The sequence below is a fragment of the Marinilabilia rubra genome (genome assembly GCF_003121985.1).
Taxonomy (GTDB): Bacteria; Bacteroidota; Bacteroidia; order Bacteroidales; family Marinilabiliaceae; genus Marinilabilia; species Marinilabilia rubra.
Genome location: NZ_QEWP01000017.1, coordinates 71,871 through 92,301, shown reverse-complemented (window position 1 = coordinate 92,301; position 20,431 = coordinate 71,871). Strand labels below are relative to the sequence as shown.

At 42.6% G+C, this 20,431-nt stretch carries 9 protein-coding genes; all 9 read left to right on the top strand.

Features of this window, described 5'->3' with window-relative positions; all coding sequences use genetic code 11:
* Positions 1-608 precede the first annotated feature (608 nt).
* The 9 genes from DDZ16_RS16700 to DDZ16_RS16660 all read left to right on the top strand — a co-directional run bounded on the left by DDZ16_RS16700 (position 609) and on the right by DDZ16_RS16660 (position 20,323).
* Positions 609-3,680, top strand: a complete 3,072-nt coding sequence (locus tag DDZ16_RS16700; protein WP_109265628.1) for a SusC/RagA family TonB-linked outer membrane protein — start codon at positions 609-611, stop codon at positions 3,678-3,680.
* A gap of 116 nt (positions 3,681-3,796) precedes the next feature.
* Positions 3,797-5,326, top strand: coding sequence for a RagB/SusD family nutrient uptake outer membrane protein (locus DDZ16_RS16695; RefSeq protein WP_109265627.1), 1,530 nt, complete (start codon positions 3,797-3,799; stop codon positions 5,324-5,326).
* 51 nt (positions 5,327-5,377) lie between these two features.
* Positions 5,378-6,361 (top strand): hypothetical protein, encoded by a 984-nt coding sequence (locus DDZ16_RS16690; RefSeq protein WP_109265626.1) that lies wholly within the window; start codon positions 5,378-5,380, stop codon positions 6,359-6,361.
* A gap of 29 nt (positions 6,362-6,390) precedes the next feature.
* Positions 6,391-7,566 (top strand): PKD domain-containing protein, encoded by a 1,176-nt coding sequence (locus tag DDZ16_RS16685; protein WP_109265625.1) that lies wholly within the window; start codon positions 6,391-6,393, stop codon positions 7,564-7,566.
* A gap of 492 nt (positions 7,567-8,058) precedes the next feature.
* Positions 8,059-11,271, top strand: a complete 3,213-nt coding sequence (locus DDZ16_RS16680; RefSeq protein WP_158275695.1) for a cellulase family glycosylhydrolase — start codon at positions 8,059-8,061, stop codon at positions 11,269-11,271.
* Positions 11,272-11,291: 20 nt separating this feature from the next.
* Positions 11,292-11,951, top strand: a complete 660-nt coding sequence (locus DDZ16_RS16675; protein WP_109265623.1) for a fibronectin type III domain-containing protein — start codon at positions 11,292-11,294, stop codon at positions 11,949-11,951.
* 490 nt (positions 11,952-12,441) lie between these two features.
* A complete protein-coding gene (locus DDZ16_RS16670; RefSeq protein WP_109265622.1) occupies positions 12,442-14,763 on the top strand; it encodes a glycoside hydrolase family 3 N-terminal domain-containing protein in 2,322 nt (773 codons plus the stop codon).
* A 745-nt stretch (positions 14,764-15,508) separates the two neighbouring features.
* Positions 15,509-19,213, top strand: coding sequence for a PocR ligand-binding domain-containing protein (locus DDZ16_RS16665; protein WP_109265621.1), 3,705 nt, complete (start codon positions 15,509-15,511; stop codon positions 19,211-19,213).
* A 696-nt stretch (positions 19,214-19,909) separates the two neighbouring features.
* Positions 19,910-20,323, top strand: coding sequence for a Dabb family protein (locus DDZ16_RS16660; protein WP_109265620.1), 414 nt, complete (start codon positions 19,910-19,912; stop codon positions 20,321-20,323).
* Positions 20,324-20,431: the final 108 nt, after the last annotated feature.

Below are 20,431 nucleotides of genomic sequence, written 5' to 3'. Positions count from 1 at the left end.
GGAACAGAATGTAGAACCAAAAAATAAAACATTTTCGAGTATCCACATATTAGAAATGATAAACCAAACCTTTGATTTTGTGAATATTCCATTGCATCAATCTGCTTAGCCTGACGGCTATGCCCTGGAGGGGCCAAACCCTGAAATGCCTAATCCTGTAACATTAGATAGCAGCCCACGGCTCTGAAGGAGCCAAGCCCTGAAAGGGCCCAATATAATAACGATGGGTGGAGCCCATCGCCCTGGAGGCACTCACTACCTCTTAGCCCTGCAAGGGCGTAATTATTTTTTAATATGGCTGCGCCCCATGCTATTGCTCAAAGACCTTCCGCCTTTCCGGGAAGTTTATACCACATATGTCATAGTAGAATTAACAATGTCCGAAAGCAAAAGTATCAGTATAAATATTGCATGCTATAAGTGACTGAATATTATATTTTAATGCTTGCCTGTCTATTGAATATCTATCCCTGGTTTCGCCTGTCTATCTTTAGTCTACCTTCTTTTCATGGGTTGGTATCCCCGAATAAATAGTTTTACATCCGCAGATTCTTAAAGAAAATCAAGTGTCATGAAAAAAACTAAATCTGTTAAAAACTAAATTATCTATGAAAGGATTAAAACTATTTTTAGTTGCAATGTTTTTATGCAGTGTAACAAACATGTTTGCTCAAAATCTTTCCATTACCGGACAGGTCACGGATGAGCAGGGAAACTCGATCCCCGGAGTTAACATTCTGATAAAGGGAACGACCAGGGGGGTAATTTCTGATTTAAATGGGAATTATAATATTGATAATGTAGCTCCCGATGCTACTTTGGTGTTCTCTTTTATTGGTATGAAAACCAGAGAGATTTCTGTGGCCAACCGTGGCGCCTCAGGGCAACTCGATGTTGTGTTGAAAACCAGTAGTTTCGGATTGGATGAGGTGGTTGCTGTAGGGTATGGTACCCGGAAGAAAAGCTCCATAACGGCGGCCATATCCTCCGTAGGGGAAGAAGAGATTGAAAAAACGCAAAACCTGCGTGTGGAACAAGCCTTGCAGGGGCGAACTGCCGGGGTTACTGTAACCAGTAGCTCTGCTCAGCCCGGAGCTGGCATGTCGGTGCGCATTCGTGGTGCCGGAACCAATGGGAATTCTGATCCTCTTTATATCGTAGATGGATCACCTGTTGGAGGTATTGACTACCTGAATCCGGGTGATATTGAAAGCATCGAAATTCTAAAAGATGCAGCTTCCTCTTCTATTTATGGTGCAAGGGGTGCCAACGGTGTTGTTCTTATTTCAACCAAGAGAGGTAAAGCCCAGGATTTTACTGTTTCCTACGAGGGTTACCATAGTATCCAGAATCCGGAGAGAAAATTATCTCTGATGAATGCCGATCAATACATTCTTTTCTACAACGAGGCTCAGTTGAATGATGGTGTCAGACCAATGGATTTTAACCGTCGCGCCGATACCGATTGGCAGGATGAGATCTACAATAAAAATGCTCCGATGATGAATCACAGTGTGAGTCTGAACGGAGGAACGGAAAGAGCTAAGATTTCTTCCGGAATATCGTATTTTGGACAGGAGGGACTGGTCGCGCCTGATAATTCGAACTACAGTCGTATTACCGCCCGTGTGAATGCAGAAACCAAAAGTCACAATGAAAAACTGCGTACCGGAACATCGCTCTATTACTCCGATATCAAGAGTAGCGGCATTTCTGTAAATAACATTTATGGAGGACCTTTGGCTTCCGCCTACAACTTAGATCCGCTTACGCCTGTGCGAAATGCCGAAGGCGAATACGGCGTTTCAGATTACGTAACACAAGGTATAACCAACCCTGTAGGTCGAATGGAGTATCTTCATTCTCAGACTAAAACAGATAAATTGGTAGGAAATATATTTTTGGAGTATAGTTTTCTGGAAAATCTGAAGTTTAAAAGTTCGTATGGTATCGACCTGGCATATGTTACATGGGAGGACTATAACCCTGTTTACAAGCTGAGCCCTTCTGATTATAACCTGGTTGACGATGTGCAGAAAAGCATGACCCGTTATTTTAATTACAACTGGGAAAACGTTTTAACTTATGACCTGGATATTGCAGACCATGGTTTTAATGTTGTTGCAGGTAGTACCATCCTGGAAGAAACTTCACACAGCCTTTGGGGCAGCGGAGTTGATATCACCAAAACACCCAAAGGTGAAGATTACGCTTACATTGACAACACCATTAGTGACAAAGAAACCCGTAATGCCAGCGGTGGAAAAGGTATTCCAAACAGATTGGTGTCTTTCTTTTCCCGCCTGAACTACGATTACAATGAGAAATACTTCTTATCTGCCACATTCAGGGCTGATGGTTCGTCCAGATTTGGACCGGACAATAAATACGGGTATTTCCCTTCTTTCTCCGGTGGATGGGCGTTAACCAATGAAAACTTTGCTGCTCCCATTAAAAGTGTTGCCAACTTTATCAAATTAAGAGCCAGTTGGGGCCAAAATGGTAGTAATCACATTGGTAACTTCGTATATGTATCCAATATTTCAGATGCAGGAAGCTATGTGCTTGGGCATCCCATTTCTAACGGATTATCAATGCAGGGGCTGGCACCAAATACCATTCCTACACCGGATATCCGCTGGGAAACATCTGAGCAAACCAATATTGGTTTAGATGCCCACTTCCTGGACAGTAAATTCACTTTTACTTTTGACTTCTACAATAAGCTGACTAAAGATCTGCTACTGGAAGTTAAAATTCCAGGACACTATGGAAGTAACTCTCCAATCGACAATGCTGCTGAGGTGCGTAACAGAGGTTACGAATTGGAATTTGGCTACAACGATAACGCCGGACAGTTCTCATGGGGAGCTAATGCCAATATCTCGTTCAATGATAATGAGGTGACTTATATTGGTAATGACGAAAAAGTGTTGGGTGGTGCTACCGTTCAAACTTACGGACTTGTAACCAGAGCTGAAGAAGGTGAACCATTGGGGTATTTTTGGGGATATGAAACAGACGGTTTGTTCCAGAACCAGACCGAGGTGAATAATCAACCGGTTTCTGTAAATGAGAGTGGTGATATTGTTAAAATGTTGCCCGATGCACAACCCGGAGATGTTCGGTTTATTGATCAAAACGGCGACGGGATACTGGATGACAACGATAAAATCAACTTAGGTAATTCCAATCCGGTTTATTTTTACGGATTAACCTTATTTGCAGACTGGAAAGGTTTTGATGTTTCCATGTTTATGCAAGGGGCGGGCGGACACCAAATCGCCAATCTTTCGCGTCGTCTGGATGCCGGATATACCAACCTGCCTGCGACTATGCTTAATCGCTGGACCGGCGAAAATACTACAAACAGCGAGCCGCGTGCCTCCATTGAAGACCCCAATAAAAACTACAGCCGATTCTCGGACAAGTATGTGATTGATGCTGATTATTTGCGCATTAAGAATTTGCAATTAGGATATACATTCAATAATAAGCTGCTCTCACGGCTCAATATTGAAAACCTGAAGCTTTATGTGGCTGCGCAAAATCTATACACATTTACCGATTATCCAGGTGTAGATGTTGAATTTGGCTCAGGTACTATCAATTCGGGTGTAGACACCGGAACTTATCCGCAGGCCAGAACCTATACCATTGGTATGAATTTAAGGTTTTAATCAGGTTTAAAAGACTAAAATAACCATTACTGTTATTAAGAAGATACCACTACAAGCTTACAACGCTTTGGATTATTGAGTTTCATCTTAAAATAGTAAAAAACAGGTATTGAATTATGAAGACGTATTTTGTATACATAGCAATAGCGCTGCTAGGCTTATTTGCTACCTCATGTGAAGATTATCTGGAGGTAGATAATCACACAGCCACCACCGAAGACAATTTTTATCAAACAGAGGAGGATGCATATGCTGCGCTTTATGCAGCTTATAGTGCTACTACCGAGGATAGAGGTGGCACCAATGAATTTGAATTTTTTCTTAACATGTGTTCCGATGATATGTTTACAGGCGGAGCAAGCTCTGCTGACGGAACCGATATCAGGCGTTTTGAAAAACACGAAATGCTTGCTACCGACTGGCAGCACGACCAGTTTTGGTGGAGAGCATATGTGGGTATTTATCGCACCAATATTGCACTGAAGAAAATACCCGGAATTGCCTTTGAAGATGAAAATGAAAAGAAACGGATTATTGCAGAACTGAAGTTCATCCGTGCACATATTTATTCCAATATGGTGCGTATGTACGAAAACATTCCTTTAATAACGGAACCCATCACTTTGGCCGATGCAGACGTTGGACAGGCAGACCCGGATGAAGTATATGAGCAAATAGCTAAAGACTTTCTGGCTGCCATAGAAGATTTACCGGAAACAGTCTCTGAAGATGAGCAGGGACGTGTAACCAAATATGCAGCTCAGGCGCTTTTAGCTCGTATTTATTTGTTCTATACCGGTTTCTATTCACAGTCAGAAATGCCGGGTGGAGTTACGCTTAATTCCGTAAGTGCGTTGGTGGATGATATAATTGAAAACAGTGGACATGGCCTGGTAGATAATTTTGCAGACCTGTGGTTGGTTTCAGGCTCGGATAAGGCATATTACAGCCAGGAGTTTGTTTACCAGATTCCATACTCCTACAATGGTAAAGGTGCCAGTCGTGCAGACGTTCAGTATTATGGTCTTCGGGACTTGTCCAATACTTCGACCTATGCCTCCGGCTGGGGGTTTGGAACTATTCATCCTGATGTCTATAGTATTTTTGATCCTGCCGATGAGAGGCGCAATGCAACCATATTGGATGCTAACAGCGAAGTAGGGGCAGACAACTACACACAAAGTTATCAGCATACCGGCTATTATTTTAAGAAGTTTACACCTCTGAGCGAATTTGTTGATGATCCCGCTTTCAGTGGACATCCCGATGGCCGACCTGTGGTAAGGTATGCGGATGTATTGTTGATGGCAGCCGAACTGTCGTTAAAAGGAGGATCATTTACCCAAAGCGCACAGAGCTATTACGAAGAGGTGCGTGCACGTGCAGGACTGAGTGTTCACCCTCCGGTTAGCCTTGAAAGAGTATTTGAGGAGCGTAGAAAAGAATTCTTTGGCGAAGGGTTGCGTTACTGGGACCTGTTGCGTCGCGGGCTTGATGTTGCAGATGCAGCCATCTCCAACGACTACGAGGCTCCCTTTGATGTCACATTCGACCGGGAAACACGGGGTGTCTGGCCCATTGCTGATGTGCAGATACAACTGTCAAGCTCAAGTTCAAAACCACTGAAACAAAACGCAGGTTATTAAGAAACTCTTAAAACTTTAACAGTTTCTAATCAACTACAAAATCTTATTACTATGAAATATTTATCAAAACTGCTGCCGGTTTTTATAGCTATTGGTTTATGGAATTGTGAACCAACCGAAGTTGGGGTAGTAGAAGACTATAAAATGCAGAATCCTGAAGCATTAAACGACCTTGCTGATGATATCCTGATCGATGTGAGAGAACTCGCTCCACAAATTTACGAAGTGGAATATGTACGTGGTGCCGGGGGTGAAGCGGATGATGCTATTCAGTTTATTACCTGGGACTTTGGCAATGGTGAAACCAGTGACCAGGATAAGGATACCGTCTATTATATCAATCCGGGGGATTATGCCATCACCTTTAATGGTTATACCTACGACGGAGAACTGTCTGAAGAAGTGGCTACTGTAAATGCAGAAGATACCCTGTGGTGTTCAATTGGTCAGCGTATTTTACTGGACGATTTTGATAGTGACGCAGCCTATGCCGGAGAGTGGGTCAACAAAAACCGGAATGATACCCGGCTCTTTGATGATTATCATGTTGATGGGGATGCGCCTTATCAGTTCCCTGAGGATAACAATGTTCTCCTTATTGGTAAAGCCGGTGGCTGGTGGACTGAAGTGGCTTATGACTTCGACAATGAAGTATTTGACTTTTCTTACGACGGAATGTGGCGAAAAGTGGCCATGCGGTTCTACATCCCAAGCACCTTTGAAGTACCGGAAGGAAACTTCGACTTTAACATTCCTGAGTCATACTTAAACCTCAAGATTGGTCTGAACGATGGTTCCGGCCGTCAGGAAATAGAACGCGAGATTAAATTGAGTGAATTGGACCAATGGGTTGATGTGGAATTTGATTTTACCGACAGTTCATTTGACCAGATTGACCCTACACAGGTAGAAAGTATCTGGGTGATGTTTACCCATGCTTGGGACAATGACCGGGGAGCCGGCCGTGACGGAACCGGAGTTATCATGGTCGATGATATTGAATTAATCCAAAAAGTTCCCGGGTGTCTGCCATAACCTTCTTAATATACTAAAAAATAACTATCATGAATAGAATATTATATATCATTTCAATTGCACTGCTGCTTTTTACCGCGGCTTGTGAAGATGAAAACACTCCCGAGGATTGGAGTGAGAACCTAATCGATCTGGATGTAACCTTTACCGATGTATCGGATGAGATTGGTATTGCCAATAGCTACGAATTTGCCAATAACACCCCGGGCTTAAGTTACATTGAGTGGGACTTTGGAAATGGAACCACGGTTCGAGAGGACTCAGGTGTAATTATTTATACGGTTGATGGCACCTATCAGCCCAAAGTAACGGCTGTTTATGGCAACCGGATAAATGAAGAAACCTTTGAGGAAATTACGGTTACTGCTGGCGAGCTTATTATTGCAACAGATGTGTCTGCCGAAGGTGTTGCCGGAGAAGAGAATCTCAGACAATTAAAAGTTAATGCAGATGCATCAACTGAATTTACTGATAGCCGGTGGGATTTTGGCGATGGACAATGGGTAAACACGTCCACCACTGATACAACAGTGCGCTACCTGGATGCCGGCACCTATACTGTGAAGTTTGAAGCTACTGTTCAGGGAGCCCTACTAAGCGCTGAAACCAACGTGACGATTGAGCAAGGGGACATACAAAAGCAGAGCGTTGTTTTTAACAATTTTGATGAAGAAGCAGCTTATGCCGGAGCTTGGGGTGAAGCCAACGGGGATACAAAGCTCCTTAATGAATTTAATCCGGGTACCAATCCCTATACATTTGATGGAAGTAATGTGCTGGCGATGGGTAAAACCGGAGGCTGGTGGACTGAAGGAAGCTATGGTATACCCCAAGGTTCCCTTAATTTCTCCGATGAATACTCAGAAGTTGCGTTGCGTGTTTACCTGGAAGGCAGCACTGTTAATATCGGAGGTACGGATTACAACTTCGATATGCCGGAAGATCAGCGCACCTTAAAAATCGGACTTACCACAATTGATTACTGGGAGGGACGTGTTGAGGTCGAAAAAACCATCACTGCTACTGATGAATGGGTAGATCTGTCGTTTGATTTTTCTGACAGCGACTTTTCTCATGGCAATATTGATGCCTCAGATATTCGGTATTTGTGGGTGATGTTTAGTCATGGCAATGGAACCCACGGAGTAATATATATTGATGACATCGTCCTGAAGAAAGATTATCCAGGTATTAGACAGCCATAATAAGAATAGTATCAATAAAAGGGTGTCCAAAGTGTCATGGATTTCAAGTTCTTTGTCATTCTGAACGGAGTGAAGAATCTCCCTTTCACTGTTCTTCCTGATCGAAGAATGCTCAGAGTAACAAATCCATGATTTTTTGGACAACTCCATGCTTTCTTCAATATTGGCACATTTGTTTAACCAGGAAAAACAGGCTGAAGGCCTGACATAATATAGCCCGGGGCAACGCCCCGGGGAATGAGTCATCCCCGTTTCCTCCCTTTTTTTTGGCCGCAACGCGGCCAAAAAAAAGGGCAGGAACAGAAAACCTTCTATCTCGTGCAGAGGAGAACGACCAGTCACATTAGGGGTATCATGATATCATACCTTCAGCCTGTTTATTGATTCATAAGAATGTGTCAAAGTAGAACAATTTTATTTGATATAAACTATTCCCAAAAGGTTTTCAAATATCAGGCTCAAATTATAAAAGGATTTAAAAATGAAAATAAGATGAAATACTTACTCTCCTTAATGTTCCTGCTATTAAGCATTTGCTCAATAAATGCCCAAACACTCAGGACCGACGGTAAGCTCATTAAAGATGACCAGGACAATAAGGTCATTTTACGTGGGATTGGAACCGGAAACTGGGTGCTGATGGAAGGGTACATGATGAAAACAGCCGGAGTTGCCGGAACTCAACACGAGTTTCGGGAAAAACTCATTGAGGTGATTGGAGAATCTGCCACCGATGAATTTTTTGAACTTTGGTGGAACAATCACATGACCAAAGCGGATGTGGACTCTTTGGCCTCCTGGGGCTTCAACAGCCTGCGTATGGCCATGCACTACAACCAGTTTACCCCACCCATTGAAGAAGAGAGTGCTGAAGATTTATCGGCCAAAAACTATACCTGGTACGAAAGTGGTTTCCAGCGTGTAGATGATATGTTGAGCTGGTGCGAAGCCAACAACATGTACCTGATATTGGACCTGCATGCTGCCCCCGGCGGGCAGGGGCGTAATGCTGACATCAGTGATTATGATCCGGACAAGCCTTCATTGTGGGAAGATGTGAACAACCGGCACAAAATGGTGGCCCTGTGGGAAAAATTGGCTGAAAGGTATAAAGACGAACCCTGGATTGGTGGCTATGACCTGCTGAATGAAACCAACTGGGACGAGCTTAAAGACAACAACAATGAGATGTTGTGGAACCTTCTGGAAGAATGTACCGACGCCATCCGCGCAACGGGCGATGATCATATTGTTTTTCTGGAAGGTAACGATTGGGCCAATAATTACGACGGTCTGCCGGATCCGTTGTGGGACGATAATCTGGTAATCAGCTTTCATAAATACTGGAATAATGTGGATGCCAATTCGCTGGACTGGATTATTGAACGCAGCGAACAGCACAATGTCCCGCTATGGCTTGGAGAAAGTGGCGAAAACTCCAATGTCTGGTATACACAACTGATTGAACTTTGTGAAAGTAAAGACATTGGTTGGTCATGGTGGCCGGTTAAAAAGAATGGAATCAACAACGTTATGTATGTTGAGGAACCTCAGGCATACAAGGAACTTGTCGATGGCTGGCGGACCAGTGATCCATCAGATGATATTACCGGGCAGGCAGCTATAGATGCTTTAACACAATGGGCCAACAATCATAAGGTAGAAAATGTAAGGGTGATGTATGATGTAATTGATGCCATGATACATCAACCACATACTTCTGACACGAAGCCCTATAAAAATTATTCGGTAGGAGAGAGAAGCTGGTTTGCAGACTTCGACATGGGCCGTATTAATTATGCCTACTGGGATACCGATACTGCCAACCTGAGTCTGGTGACTGACTATACCGATTGGAATACAGGATGGGCGTACCGGAATGACGCTGTGGACATTCAGCACTGCAATGATACCCTTGAAGGTGGTTCTTTTGTGGAAGCCCCTTACAATGTTGGGTGGACAGCTGATAACGAATGGATGCAATACACCGTTAACAACCCGGCAGATCAGTCCTATACGCTTAATATTCGTCATTCCGGCAGTACCTCAAAAATAAAGTTGATGGCCAATGGGGGTGATATAACATCAACTCTCGAATTGCCTGCAACTGCCAACTATGATACCTGGACTACCACCGCATTTAATGATATTATATTGCCTGCTGGTGATGTTAAGGTTGTGTTTTATTTCGAGCAGGGAGGGGCTAATTTGAACTACTTCGAATTTGTAAATCCGGAGCCCGTCAGCAATGTTGAGTTTAAAGCCTTTTCGGCAGAGTCTGACGCTGATGGTAATCAGGTTTTTCTCACCCTCAATAAGGAAGTGACTTCAGGAACCAGTCTGCAGTTAAATGATTTCAGCTTAACCGACCAGGCTGGTAATGCTTTTCAACTGAGTGAGGTAAAAGTGAATGCTGATAATTCTAAAATTCTGGAATTCACTACGGTTTCTGATTTTACCTATTTTGACGAGCTGCTATTGAGTTACGATGGTGGCAGTGTTATGTCTAGCACACAGACGTTGGGCGGATTTTCAAATTTGTCTGTAACCAATAACCTGCCGCTGCGTCATGCTGTTCCCGGCAAAATTGAAACCGAGGATTTCCACGTTAACAATGGCTTTACTTTTGAGAATACCTCCGATACGGGAGGGGGCAAAAATTCGTCCTACGCCCGGGAAGGCTATAATCTGGATTATCTCATCTCGGTACAAAACACCGCCTATTATGATTTAACCATGCGTGTGGCATCGGAGCACAATGCTCCGGAAGTATCCATGTGGCTGAGCGACGATAACGGCGAAACGTTTGAGCAGGTGACTACCATTGCATTAAATGGCACTGGTGGCTGGGGTACATGGCAGACACAAAACGCTACATCTGTTTTATTGAATAAGGGTGAGTACCATTTACGTATTCAGGTAGAGCAACAGGAACACAATCTTAACTGGTTTGAATTTAAACAGGTTGGTGAGGTGATCTCTGATAATCCTGACGAGATTTTCTCAGCTGACAATTTTCAAGTATCCTATGTCTCGCCATCCTGCTATCAGTTAGAGGACGGGAGTATTACCATTCTCAGTAAAGTTGCCCCTTTGAATGTTACCTTAAACAATGGTCTTCCCCATCCCGTAAGTCAGAATGTGGAATATACCATCACGGATTTACCAGCCGGGGAATACAATCTTGCAGCTACTTCTGTAAACAATTACGAGAGTCATCATAAAGTAATATTAAACCAGGCACAACCACTGTATAGCAATGCAGTGGTTGATGGAAACAATGTGTCCATCAGTATTGAGGGTGGAGAGGCGCCGTATACCATAGACCTAAACGGACAAAGTTATGTGAGTCAGTCCTCTGAATTTAACCTTAAAAGCTTGTCTGCAGGAGATTATACTGCCACCGTAATGGACAACAATCAATGCTCCGAAAATTCAAACCTGACATTTTCCATCAACTCCCTGCAGGTCTATCCCAATCCTGTGAGGGATGGTGTGTTATATGTAATCTGTCCTGCTACTGCTGAGGCCCAAAATTACCTGTTAGAGGTTTATTCAGCCAGAGGTCAGCAACTCTTGTCACAACAGAAAAAAACTCAGAATAATCAGATTTCGATGGATGTGGGGCATTTGAAAAGTGGTGCTTACCTCCTGAAGGTGGCAAATGACAGCCTTTCAGAAACCATCCATTTTATGGTGCCATAACACTCTTAAAAACAATGATTATGCGAACACAACTTATTATATCCGGTTTAATGTTGGTACTGGTGGGGTGCGGGAAATCAGAAGACCCGAATCTGGCCCCCAATCAGCCAACGATTATTTCTCCCGCTGATGGTGCAACATGCGAGTCCTTAAAGCCCTCTTTGTCATGGGAAGCCACCGACCCCGAGAAGGATGAACTGATCTATACATTGTGGATGGGAACATCAGAAGATAACCTTAGCGCCGCAAGCGATAATTTGCAAAACCCCCGTTATACCCCCGCAGAGGATTTGAATACTGATACAAAATATTACTGGCAGATAGAGGCCCATGATGGCACTTCAAGTACCAGAAGCGAGGTTGTCTCATTTGGTACAACCGGTGAAGGTGAAAGTGGCGTCCTGCCTTCAAGACCTGTTATCATTGCTCCCAAAAATGACACAGCAGCAGGTGATGTTACCTTCAGCTGGAATGCATCTGTCGGAGGAGAGGGGGTTATTACCTATGATTTATATGTGCAACATGGCACTTCAACCAGCTTCACCCCACTTGGAGCAAGCCTGTCCGAAACCTCCCACACAGATAATTTTTCCTCAGGCAGCCTTAGCTGGTATGTGGAAGCAATAGATAGCAGAGGACAAACATCCCGTAGCGAAATCGTGATTATTTCTCTTGATTAGGGGTTGCTGAAAAACGAGCATTTTCTTTTTATGAGGAGTATTTAGGGGAGTGCAAGGGTTTATATTAACAATCGGAAATAACATTGTGCTTCTTGTCCTGAAAAACAGAACTTTGAGATTTAATTCTAGCATTTTTTAGTTTTAAGTGAAGGTTTCATAAAAGCTAAATATGTTAGTGTTTAAACGGTGCGCTGGCCTGTCCGTTTTCCGGGCCGGCGGATAGAGGAAAGCCAAAAAGGGCGGCTTTCACGGGCTTGCGCAGTAGCCGGAATTTTTGGCTTTCGCGGGTTGATAGGTTAAAACGGACTTCCCGAGAATAGTTTTTGTGGGTTTTTGGCCCACCAAAAACCTTACAAAACTTAATTCGGGATTTGTTTCTTTTTGGGGCAATGCCAAAAAGAAAATTCAAAAAGAATTCAAAAAAATGGTCTGCTGACTTTCTCAGCAGACTCTTATTAAAAGGTAAACTACAATTAAGAATCAAAATAAAATGAAAAACACCATTCTAACAATCGCTGTTTTAGTATTATCAATCTCTTTTTTTTCCTGCAATAAGGAGAATAAAACATCTCCCTACGAGGAAAAAGTAGAGAAATTATTGGGCCAAATGACAGTGGCAGAGAAAGTAGGACAAACGGCTCAGTTTACGCTTGACGTAATAGGGGAAGGAGAAAATGTTTACTCCAGTCATTTCCCTTTTAAGTTGGATGAGGTAATGCTAAAAGATGTTTTAGTTAACCGAAAAACCGGTTCTATTCTTAATACCGCCTCCAATACCCCGTTAACATTAGAAGAATGGCACAGGGTGGTAAGCCGCATTCAGGAGCTGGCCATAGAAACGACCGGGATTCCTGTTATTTATGGAATCGATGCTATCCATGGAACTACATACACTCAAAAAGCAACTTTTTTACCTCAGCAAATAGGTCAGGGTGCTACATTTAACCGGGAACTTGTTCGTAAAGGTGCCGAAAATGCCGCCTACGAAACCAGGGCCTCCAACCTTCCCTGGAATTTTTCGCCTGTTCTGGATTTAGGCCGAAATGCTGCATGGCCCCGAATCTGGGAAACCTATGGTGAAGATGTTTTTCTGATTTCAGAGTTGGGAAAAGAAGTGGTAATGGGGTATCAGGGCGACAGCAGAGACACTGTTGGAAAACATCATGTAGCCGCCTGTCTTAAACATTACATGGGCTATGGTACTCCTGTTAATGGTAAGGACCGGACCCCTGCTAATATTCCTTTGCAGGAACTGATTGAGAAGCACTACGAACCTTTTGTGAGAGCCGTTGAAGCCGGGGCCCTTACTGTTATGGTGAATTCGGGTATTGTCAACGGAGAGTCGGTGCATGCCAGCTATAACCTGATTACCAAAATGCTTAAACAAGATTTGGATTTTGACGGTGTTGTGGTTACCGATTGGCAGGATATTAACAACCTGTATGAGCGTGACCGCATTGCCAAAAATGACAAAGAAGCCATTAAAATAGCTTTCAATGCAGGTATCGATATGGCGATGGTGCCTTATGATGTAGAATATACCGATTACTTGCTGGAACTGGTGGATGAAGGACAAATTTCGATGTCAAGACTGGATGATGCCGTGCGCCGTATTTTACGTTTAAAGTTTCGTTTGGGACTCTTTGAGAATCCGGTATTTGATTATACCGCTTACGATAAGTTTGCTAGTAACGAGTTTAAGGCTGATGCCCGAGAAACTGCGGAAGAGTCTGTTACTCTTCTGAAAAATGAGGAGGGCTTGCTTCCCTTGTCTGCCAATCAGCGGTTCCTGGTTACGGGGCCTAATGCCCATTCCATGCGAACATTACAGGGTGGTTGGACCCTTTCATGGCAGGGAGAAAAAGTGGAGCAGTTTATCGACAATAAGAATACTTTCCTGACTTCCGTTAAAAACCATTCACAAAATGTGGTTTATGTCCCGGGTGTTGAGTATAATATGCACGGGGCCTATTGGGAAGAGAAAAACATTAATATTTCTGAAGCTGTTAAGGCAGCACAAAACGTGGATGTTATTTTAGCTTTTCTTGGAGAGAATACTTACACCGAAAAACCAGGTGACTTAAATGACCTGTCTCTTTCACAAAATCAACAAAACTTAATTAAAGCTTTATCAGAAACAGGCAAACCCATTGTAATGGTCCTGAATGAAGGCCGTCCCCGCACTTTTGCTGATATTGAGCCTATGGTTGATGCAGTTGTGCAAACTTATCTTCCCGGAACCTTCGGCGGTGAAGTAACGGCAGATATTCTGTTTGGCAAGACCAATCCATCCGGTAAGTTACCTTATACTTATCCCAAACACCCCAATTCTCTGATGAATTACGATTACAAACCTGCTGAAAACAGGACAGAGATGGAAGGAGCCTACAACTATGGAGCTGTTCAGGATCTGCAGTATGGGTTCGGTCATGGTTTGAGTTATACAACTTTCGAGTACAGTAACTTAAAAGTAGATAAGTCCGAATTTTCTCCATCAGATCTTCTCACTTTTTCGGTAGATGTAACCAATACAGGGGAGAGAGCCGGAAAAGAATCAGTCTTGCTTTTTGCATCAGATTTGTATGCGTCGATAACTCCCGATAACCGTCGCCTGCGCGGGTTTGAAAAAATCGAGTTACAACCCGGCGAAACCAAAACGGTTCAAATGCAGGTGAAAGCCTCCGATCTGGCTTTTGTAAATATGGATGGCGATTGGGTGCTGGAAGAAGGTTCCTTTAAAGTGCAGGCCGGGAGTGAAGTTGTGATGATCAATGCCATAAAAAGTGGCAAATGGTCCAATGCCTTCAGGTAAATCAGACAAGCTTTTTATAAAATTATCAGGTGGAGAAGGGGCTTTTATGGCTTTTTCTTTGCCTTTTTGAATCCGGGTATTACTCTTTTTTTATTTTACAGGAGTTGGCATTAGCGTCAGCTCCTGTTTTTTTGTGCCTGTTTGGTTGGAAAGCTGAGGGGGGTAGCTTAAGTTCAATTGAAGAAGAGATACACATATCATATTGCCTTGCAAGAGCCTAATAAAATAACGATTAGAGCAGTCCATCACTATGACAGTCCCCCACTATCTGTGAGCCCTGAAGGGCTCAATACAAAAGCGATGGGTGAGAGCCCGTTGCCAAGAAGTAACTAACCAACCAAAAGCCCTGCAAGGGCGTAATCATAATACTAACTATCACACCCTTCCAGGGCTCTGGGCTCTGGCCTGGCCGGTTCCGGCCCACAGGACTTTACCCTGTGTTGACAGATTTTTCCCTTCGGGGCTTTACTCAGCCAGCCAAATCTTCGAACAAACCGTCGGGTTATGAGGAATATTTGTTAAGTGATATGTTTTATTGTTTTGAGTAAATGTTAAGTAATAAAGAAGGATAACATTGCTAATTGAGCAATTTAGTGTATTTTAGGTAGCTAAATCAGTCGTATAAACATATAAGATCCGGTGTTGGGCAGGTACTTCTGTAAAACTTAGCTTCAGCAACCGTTTACTGCGGTTTATTAGATGGTTTGGGGAAGCGACTTATCTCTTACCAAAAGTAATTTTAGCTATGAAAACAAATATCCGTGACCTTATAGACCTAAACAAAGTGAGTGAACTTTTGGAAGGGTTCAATAAAACCACCGGATTTGTTACAGCCATTTTAGATCTCGAAGGCAATGTGCTGTCTAAATCGGGCTGGAGGCAGATTTGCACCGATTTTCACAGGGTTCATCCCGAAACTTCAAAAAGGTGCACCTTTAGCGATACGGTGCTGGCAGACAAAATGAAAAAAGACAAAAAATACCATGCCTACACTTGTCTGAACGGGCTTACAGATGTGGTTGTCCCCCTCAAAATAAAAGGGCAGCATGTGGCCAACTTGTTTTCAGGACAATTCTTTCTGGAAAAACCGGATGTTAATTTTTTCAGAAAGCAGGCAAAAGATTTCGGTTTTGACGAAAAAGCATACATGAGTGCACTTAGCCAGGTGCCGGTTGTTTCGGAAAAAAAGGTGAAAACGGTCATGGATTTTCTGCTTAAGATGACCGATTTAATAAGCGAGTTGGGTGTTGAAAAAGCAGAGCAGTCTGATTTGAATAAAAGTCTTAAAGAAAGCCGGGAAGCTTTAAAGGAGTCCGATTGGAAATTCAGAGCACTCTTTGAGAGTGGTCCCATTGGAGTTGCTTATCATGTAATGGTAAATGACGCAGCGGGCGAACCGGTTGACTATTATTTTATTGATGCGAATGATGCTTACAGAGAATTAACGGGGGTTGACCCCCGTGGCAAGCTGGTAACCGAAGCATTTCCCGGAATTAAACACGACCCGTTTGACTGGATTGGGGTTTTCGGGAAAGTTGCACGTACCGGGGAAGCTATCCACTTTGAGCAGTTTTTGGAACCCAACCAACGGTGGTACGATGTTGTCGGATACCAATATAAGCCAGACCATTTTGTTGCAGCATTTTTTGAAATCACAAAACGCAAACAGACGGAAGCCGAACTCGCGAAACTCTCTACGGCAGTGCAACAAAGCCCTGCAAGTATTGCAATTACAGATACCGAAGGTAATCTTGAGTATGTAAACCCCAAATTTACAGAGCTTACAGGCTATAGTTTAGAGGAAGCAACCGGTCAAAATCCACGTATATTAAAATCAGGAGAACAACCCGATGAGATTTATACAGATCTTTGGAAAACAATATCATCCGGCAAAACCTGGCGGGGCGAATTTCACAATAAAAAGAAAAACGGGGACTTGTTTTGGGAAAGCGCATCTATTTCACCCATTTTCGATGAAAAGGGTGAAATCATTAATTATGTAAAAGTAGCAGAGGATACCACCAGGAGAAAAAGAAACCAACAAATTCAAAAAATCATCCATAATATTTCAAATGCAGTTGTGGCCGGCCCTGATTTGGATAGTTTTATTCTGTTGGTGAAAAATGAGTTGGGGCGGATTATTGATACCACAAACTTTTACATCGCTCTTTTTGATGAGAAAAGAGACCGCATTTCTTTGCCTTTTCATCACGACCAAAAAGATAGGGTAAACTCTTTTCCGGCCGGAAAAACTTTGACCAACTATGTAATAAAAACCGGGAAACCTTTACTGGCATCAAAGGCCCTTATTAAAAAACTAATTAAAACCGGAGAGGTAGAGCTCATTGGCCATCCTTCGGAGGCATGGCTGGGTGTTCCCTTAAAAAGCAGGAAAAAAGTTACAGGCATTTTTGCTGTACAGAGTTATGAAGATGAAAAGGCTTATGATCAATCTGATGTAAAAATGCTTGAGATTATTTCTCATCAAATCAGTTTGTCGCTTGAACGCTTACGAGCTGAAGAAAATACCAGAAACATTAGCAGAAGATTGCAACTATCTACCGAATCGGCCAGTATTGGTATTTGGGAACTGGATTTGAAGAACAATGTTTTATCCTGGGATGAGCAGATGTTTGAATTGTATGGTATGGAACCGGGGAATTTTGAAGGAGCTTATGAGGCCTGGAAAAATGGTGTTCACCCCGATGACAAGGATAGAGCAGATGAGGAGGTAAAGGATGCCATTGCCGGCAGAAAAGATTTCCATACTCATTTCAGGGTGGTTTGGCCCGACGGTAATATCAGGTTTCTTGAGGCGCATGCACTCGTTATCAGGGATACGCAAGGTACTCCTGAAAGTATGATTGGAGTCAACTGGGATATAACGGAGCAAAAAGAAGCTGAGAATGAATTGATTTTGGCTAAGGAAAGAGCAGAAAAAAGTGAAGAAAAATTAATTGAAGCCCAAAAATTATCGCAATTAGGCAGTTGGGAGTATTATATTAAAAATCATGCGGTAAGTTGGTCCAGGGAATTGTATCATATTTTTGAATTTCCAGACGATTTGCAGCCTCCTCAGTTTTCAGTTCAACAGCCCTTTTATACAAAAGAAAGTTATGCAATACTTGAAAAAGCTGTTCATGATTGTGTTACAAAAGGCATCCCTTATGAGTTAGAATTGGCCATTATTACAACAAGTGGGGCTTTAAAACAAATAATTTCCAAAGGGAAGGTTAAGACCGATCCGCAAAATAAGGTGATTGGAGCCTACGGAATCGTAATGGATATTACGGCGCGCAAAAAATTAGAATCGGAGTTAATTGACGCCAAGGAAAGAGCAGAAGAATCTGCGATGGATTTAAAGCTTGCCCAGAAAATTGCAAACATTGGAAACTGGCAATACAACCCTCTTACAGGTGTCCCTGTTTGGTCTGATTTAGTCTATGAAATTTACGAAAGAGATCCTGAAGCAGGACCGTTACATATTGATGAATACAAGGATATTTATCAGCCAGACCAGTATCAAATATTTAATCAGGCTTTTCAAAATGCCGTAAATCATGGTATCCCCTACAATATTAAATTGAAGTTGAAGCTTAAAAAGAATAAAACAAAATGGATACATGCCATATGCAGGCCGGATAAAACAATAACGCCAAAAGGATATTTTTTACGAGGCACTATTCAGGACATCACTCAGGCAAAAGAAGCTGAAGCGGAACTTAAAAAGGCCAAAGAAAAGGCAGAGGAGAGTGATCGTCTTAAATCAGCCTTTCTGGCAAATATGAGCCACGAAATTCGCACCCCCATGAATGGCATTTTGGGTTTTACCGAATTGTTAAAAGAGCCTCAGCTGAGTGGAGATGAAAAGGATCAGTTTATTCAGATTATAGAAAAAAGCGGAAACCGGATGCTCAATACCATTAATGACATCATTAATATTTCTAAAATTGAAGCAGGACAGGTTGAAGTTGTAAAATCGGAGGTCTGCGTAAATAAGCTGCTGGATGAAGAGTATGACTTTTTTCGACGAGAGGCAAACTCCAAAGGGCTTGACTTTTTTTACAAGTGTTCGCTGGCTGATGATGAGTCACGCATTGTAACCGACCGTCATAAATTAGAAAGTGTGTTAACAAATCTGATTAAAAATGCCATAAAGTTCACACAACAGGGAGAAATAGAGGTGGCGTGTACCCTCAAAGAAAACATGGACAATAAGATACTGGTGTTTTCTGTGCGGGACACAGGTATCGGAATTCCTTCTGACAAAATCAGACACATTTTTAACCGTTTTGAGCAGGCCGATATTGAGGATAAAACTGTTGTGGAAGGGTCAGGACTGGGACTTGCTATTTCCAAATCATACGTGGAAATGCTGGGTGGAAGTATTGATGTAAGTTCTACCGAAGGCGTGGGGTCCACATTTTCTTTCAATATTACTTGTTTGTAGGCGGGAGGCTTTGGTATTAAAACTACAAAAATTTGAGTCGGTCTAAGAAGGGTCTTTTGAAAAAGTCAAAAGAGGAGAATTTACAAGCCGGCCCAATCGAAGGAGTATTGAAATACTTCGAGATTGGGCCGGTGAAGTAAATTTTTTTCTTTTGATTAGCAGTTTTCTTATTTACAAGTGCAAAGGTATAAGAGTATGCTGTGGAATAACCTTGCACCCAGTTAATTGTTGATGTGTTTTAAGTGTCTAATAGTTAATTGAATCTGCGTTTTTCAGCGGACCCTAAGCTATTGTCAGGTCAAGTGTAGATTGTCGGGTAAGCCGCCGCTTTTTTTCACTTTGTGCAAAACAACAAAAAAGCAAGCATAGCCGTAGCCACTTGAGTCTTTTTTTGAGAAGTACAAGGTAGAAAGAGCAAGGCTTGGCCCGTCAGACGATGCTTGACTTGACACTAGTGTCAAGTCAAGTGAAGAATTTCGGGTAAGCTGCCGCTATTTTTCACCTTGTGCAAATCAACAAAAAAGTAAGCATAGCCGTAGCTACGTGAGTCTTTTTTTTGAGAAGCACAAGGTAGAAAGAGCAAGGCTTGGCCCGTCAGACTATGCTTGACTTGACACTAGAGTAAAGCAACAATGCCAGGAGAATGGAACGTGCAAAAAATAGTATATTCACATTATCAAATAAGAATAAAACACTATGAAAACAAGACGATCATTCCTCAAAAGACTTACTGCCGGAACTTTCCTGGCAGCTCTTCCATTGAGTGGTGTAAATGCCGCGACTAAGAAGAAACATTTTTCCGGCATCCTTATTCATCATGTATTCTTCTGGCTTAAAAATCCCGGAAATGAAGCGGATCGAAAACAATTTGAAGAAGCCATTAATAAACTGACTTCCATCGACGTTATTCGTAACGCTCACTTTGGTGTCCCGGCATCCACAGAAGACCGTAAAGTGGTTGACCACTCCTATTCTTATTCGTTAATGCTCATATTTGATAGTAAGAAAGATCAGGACATTTACCAGGTTCACCCCAAACACAAGGATTTTGTGGATAAGAACCAGCATTTATGGGAGAAGGTGATCGTTTATGATTCTGTGGACGCATAGTAAGGGGGGCTTGTGTTGAATGATGCGATTCGTTTTTTCTCATTGCTCTGTGAATCTTTCAGCGAGTAAAGAGCGACATTGCCGATCCGGAACCTCGAGTGTGACCGG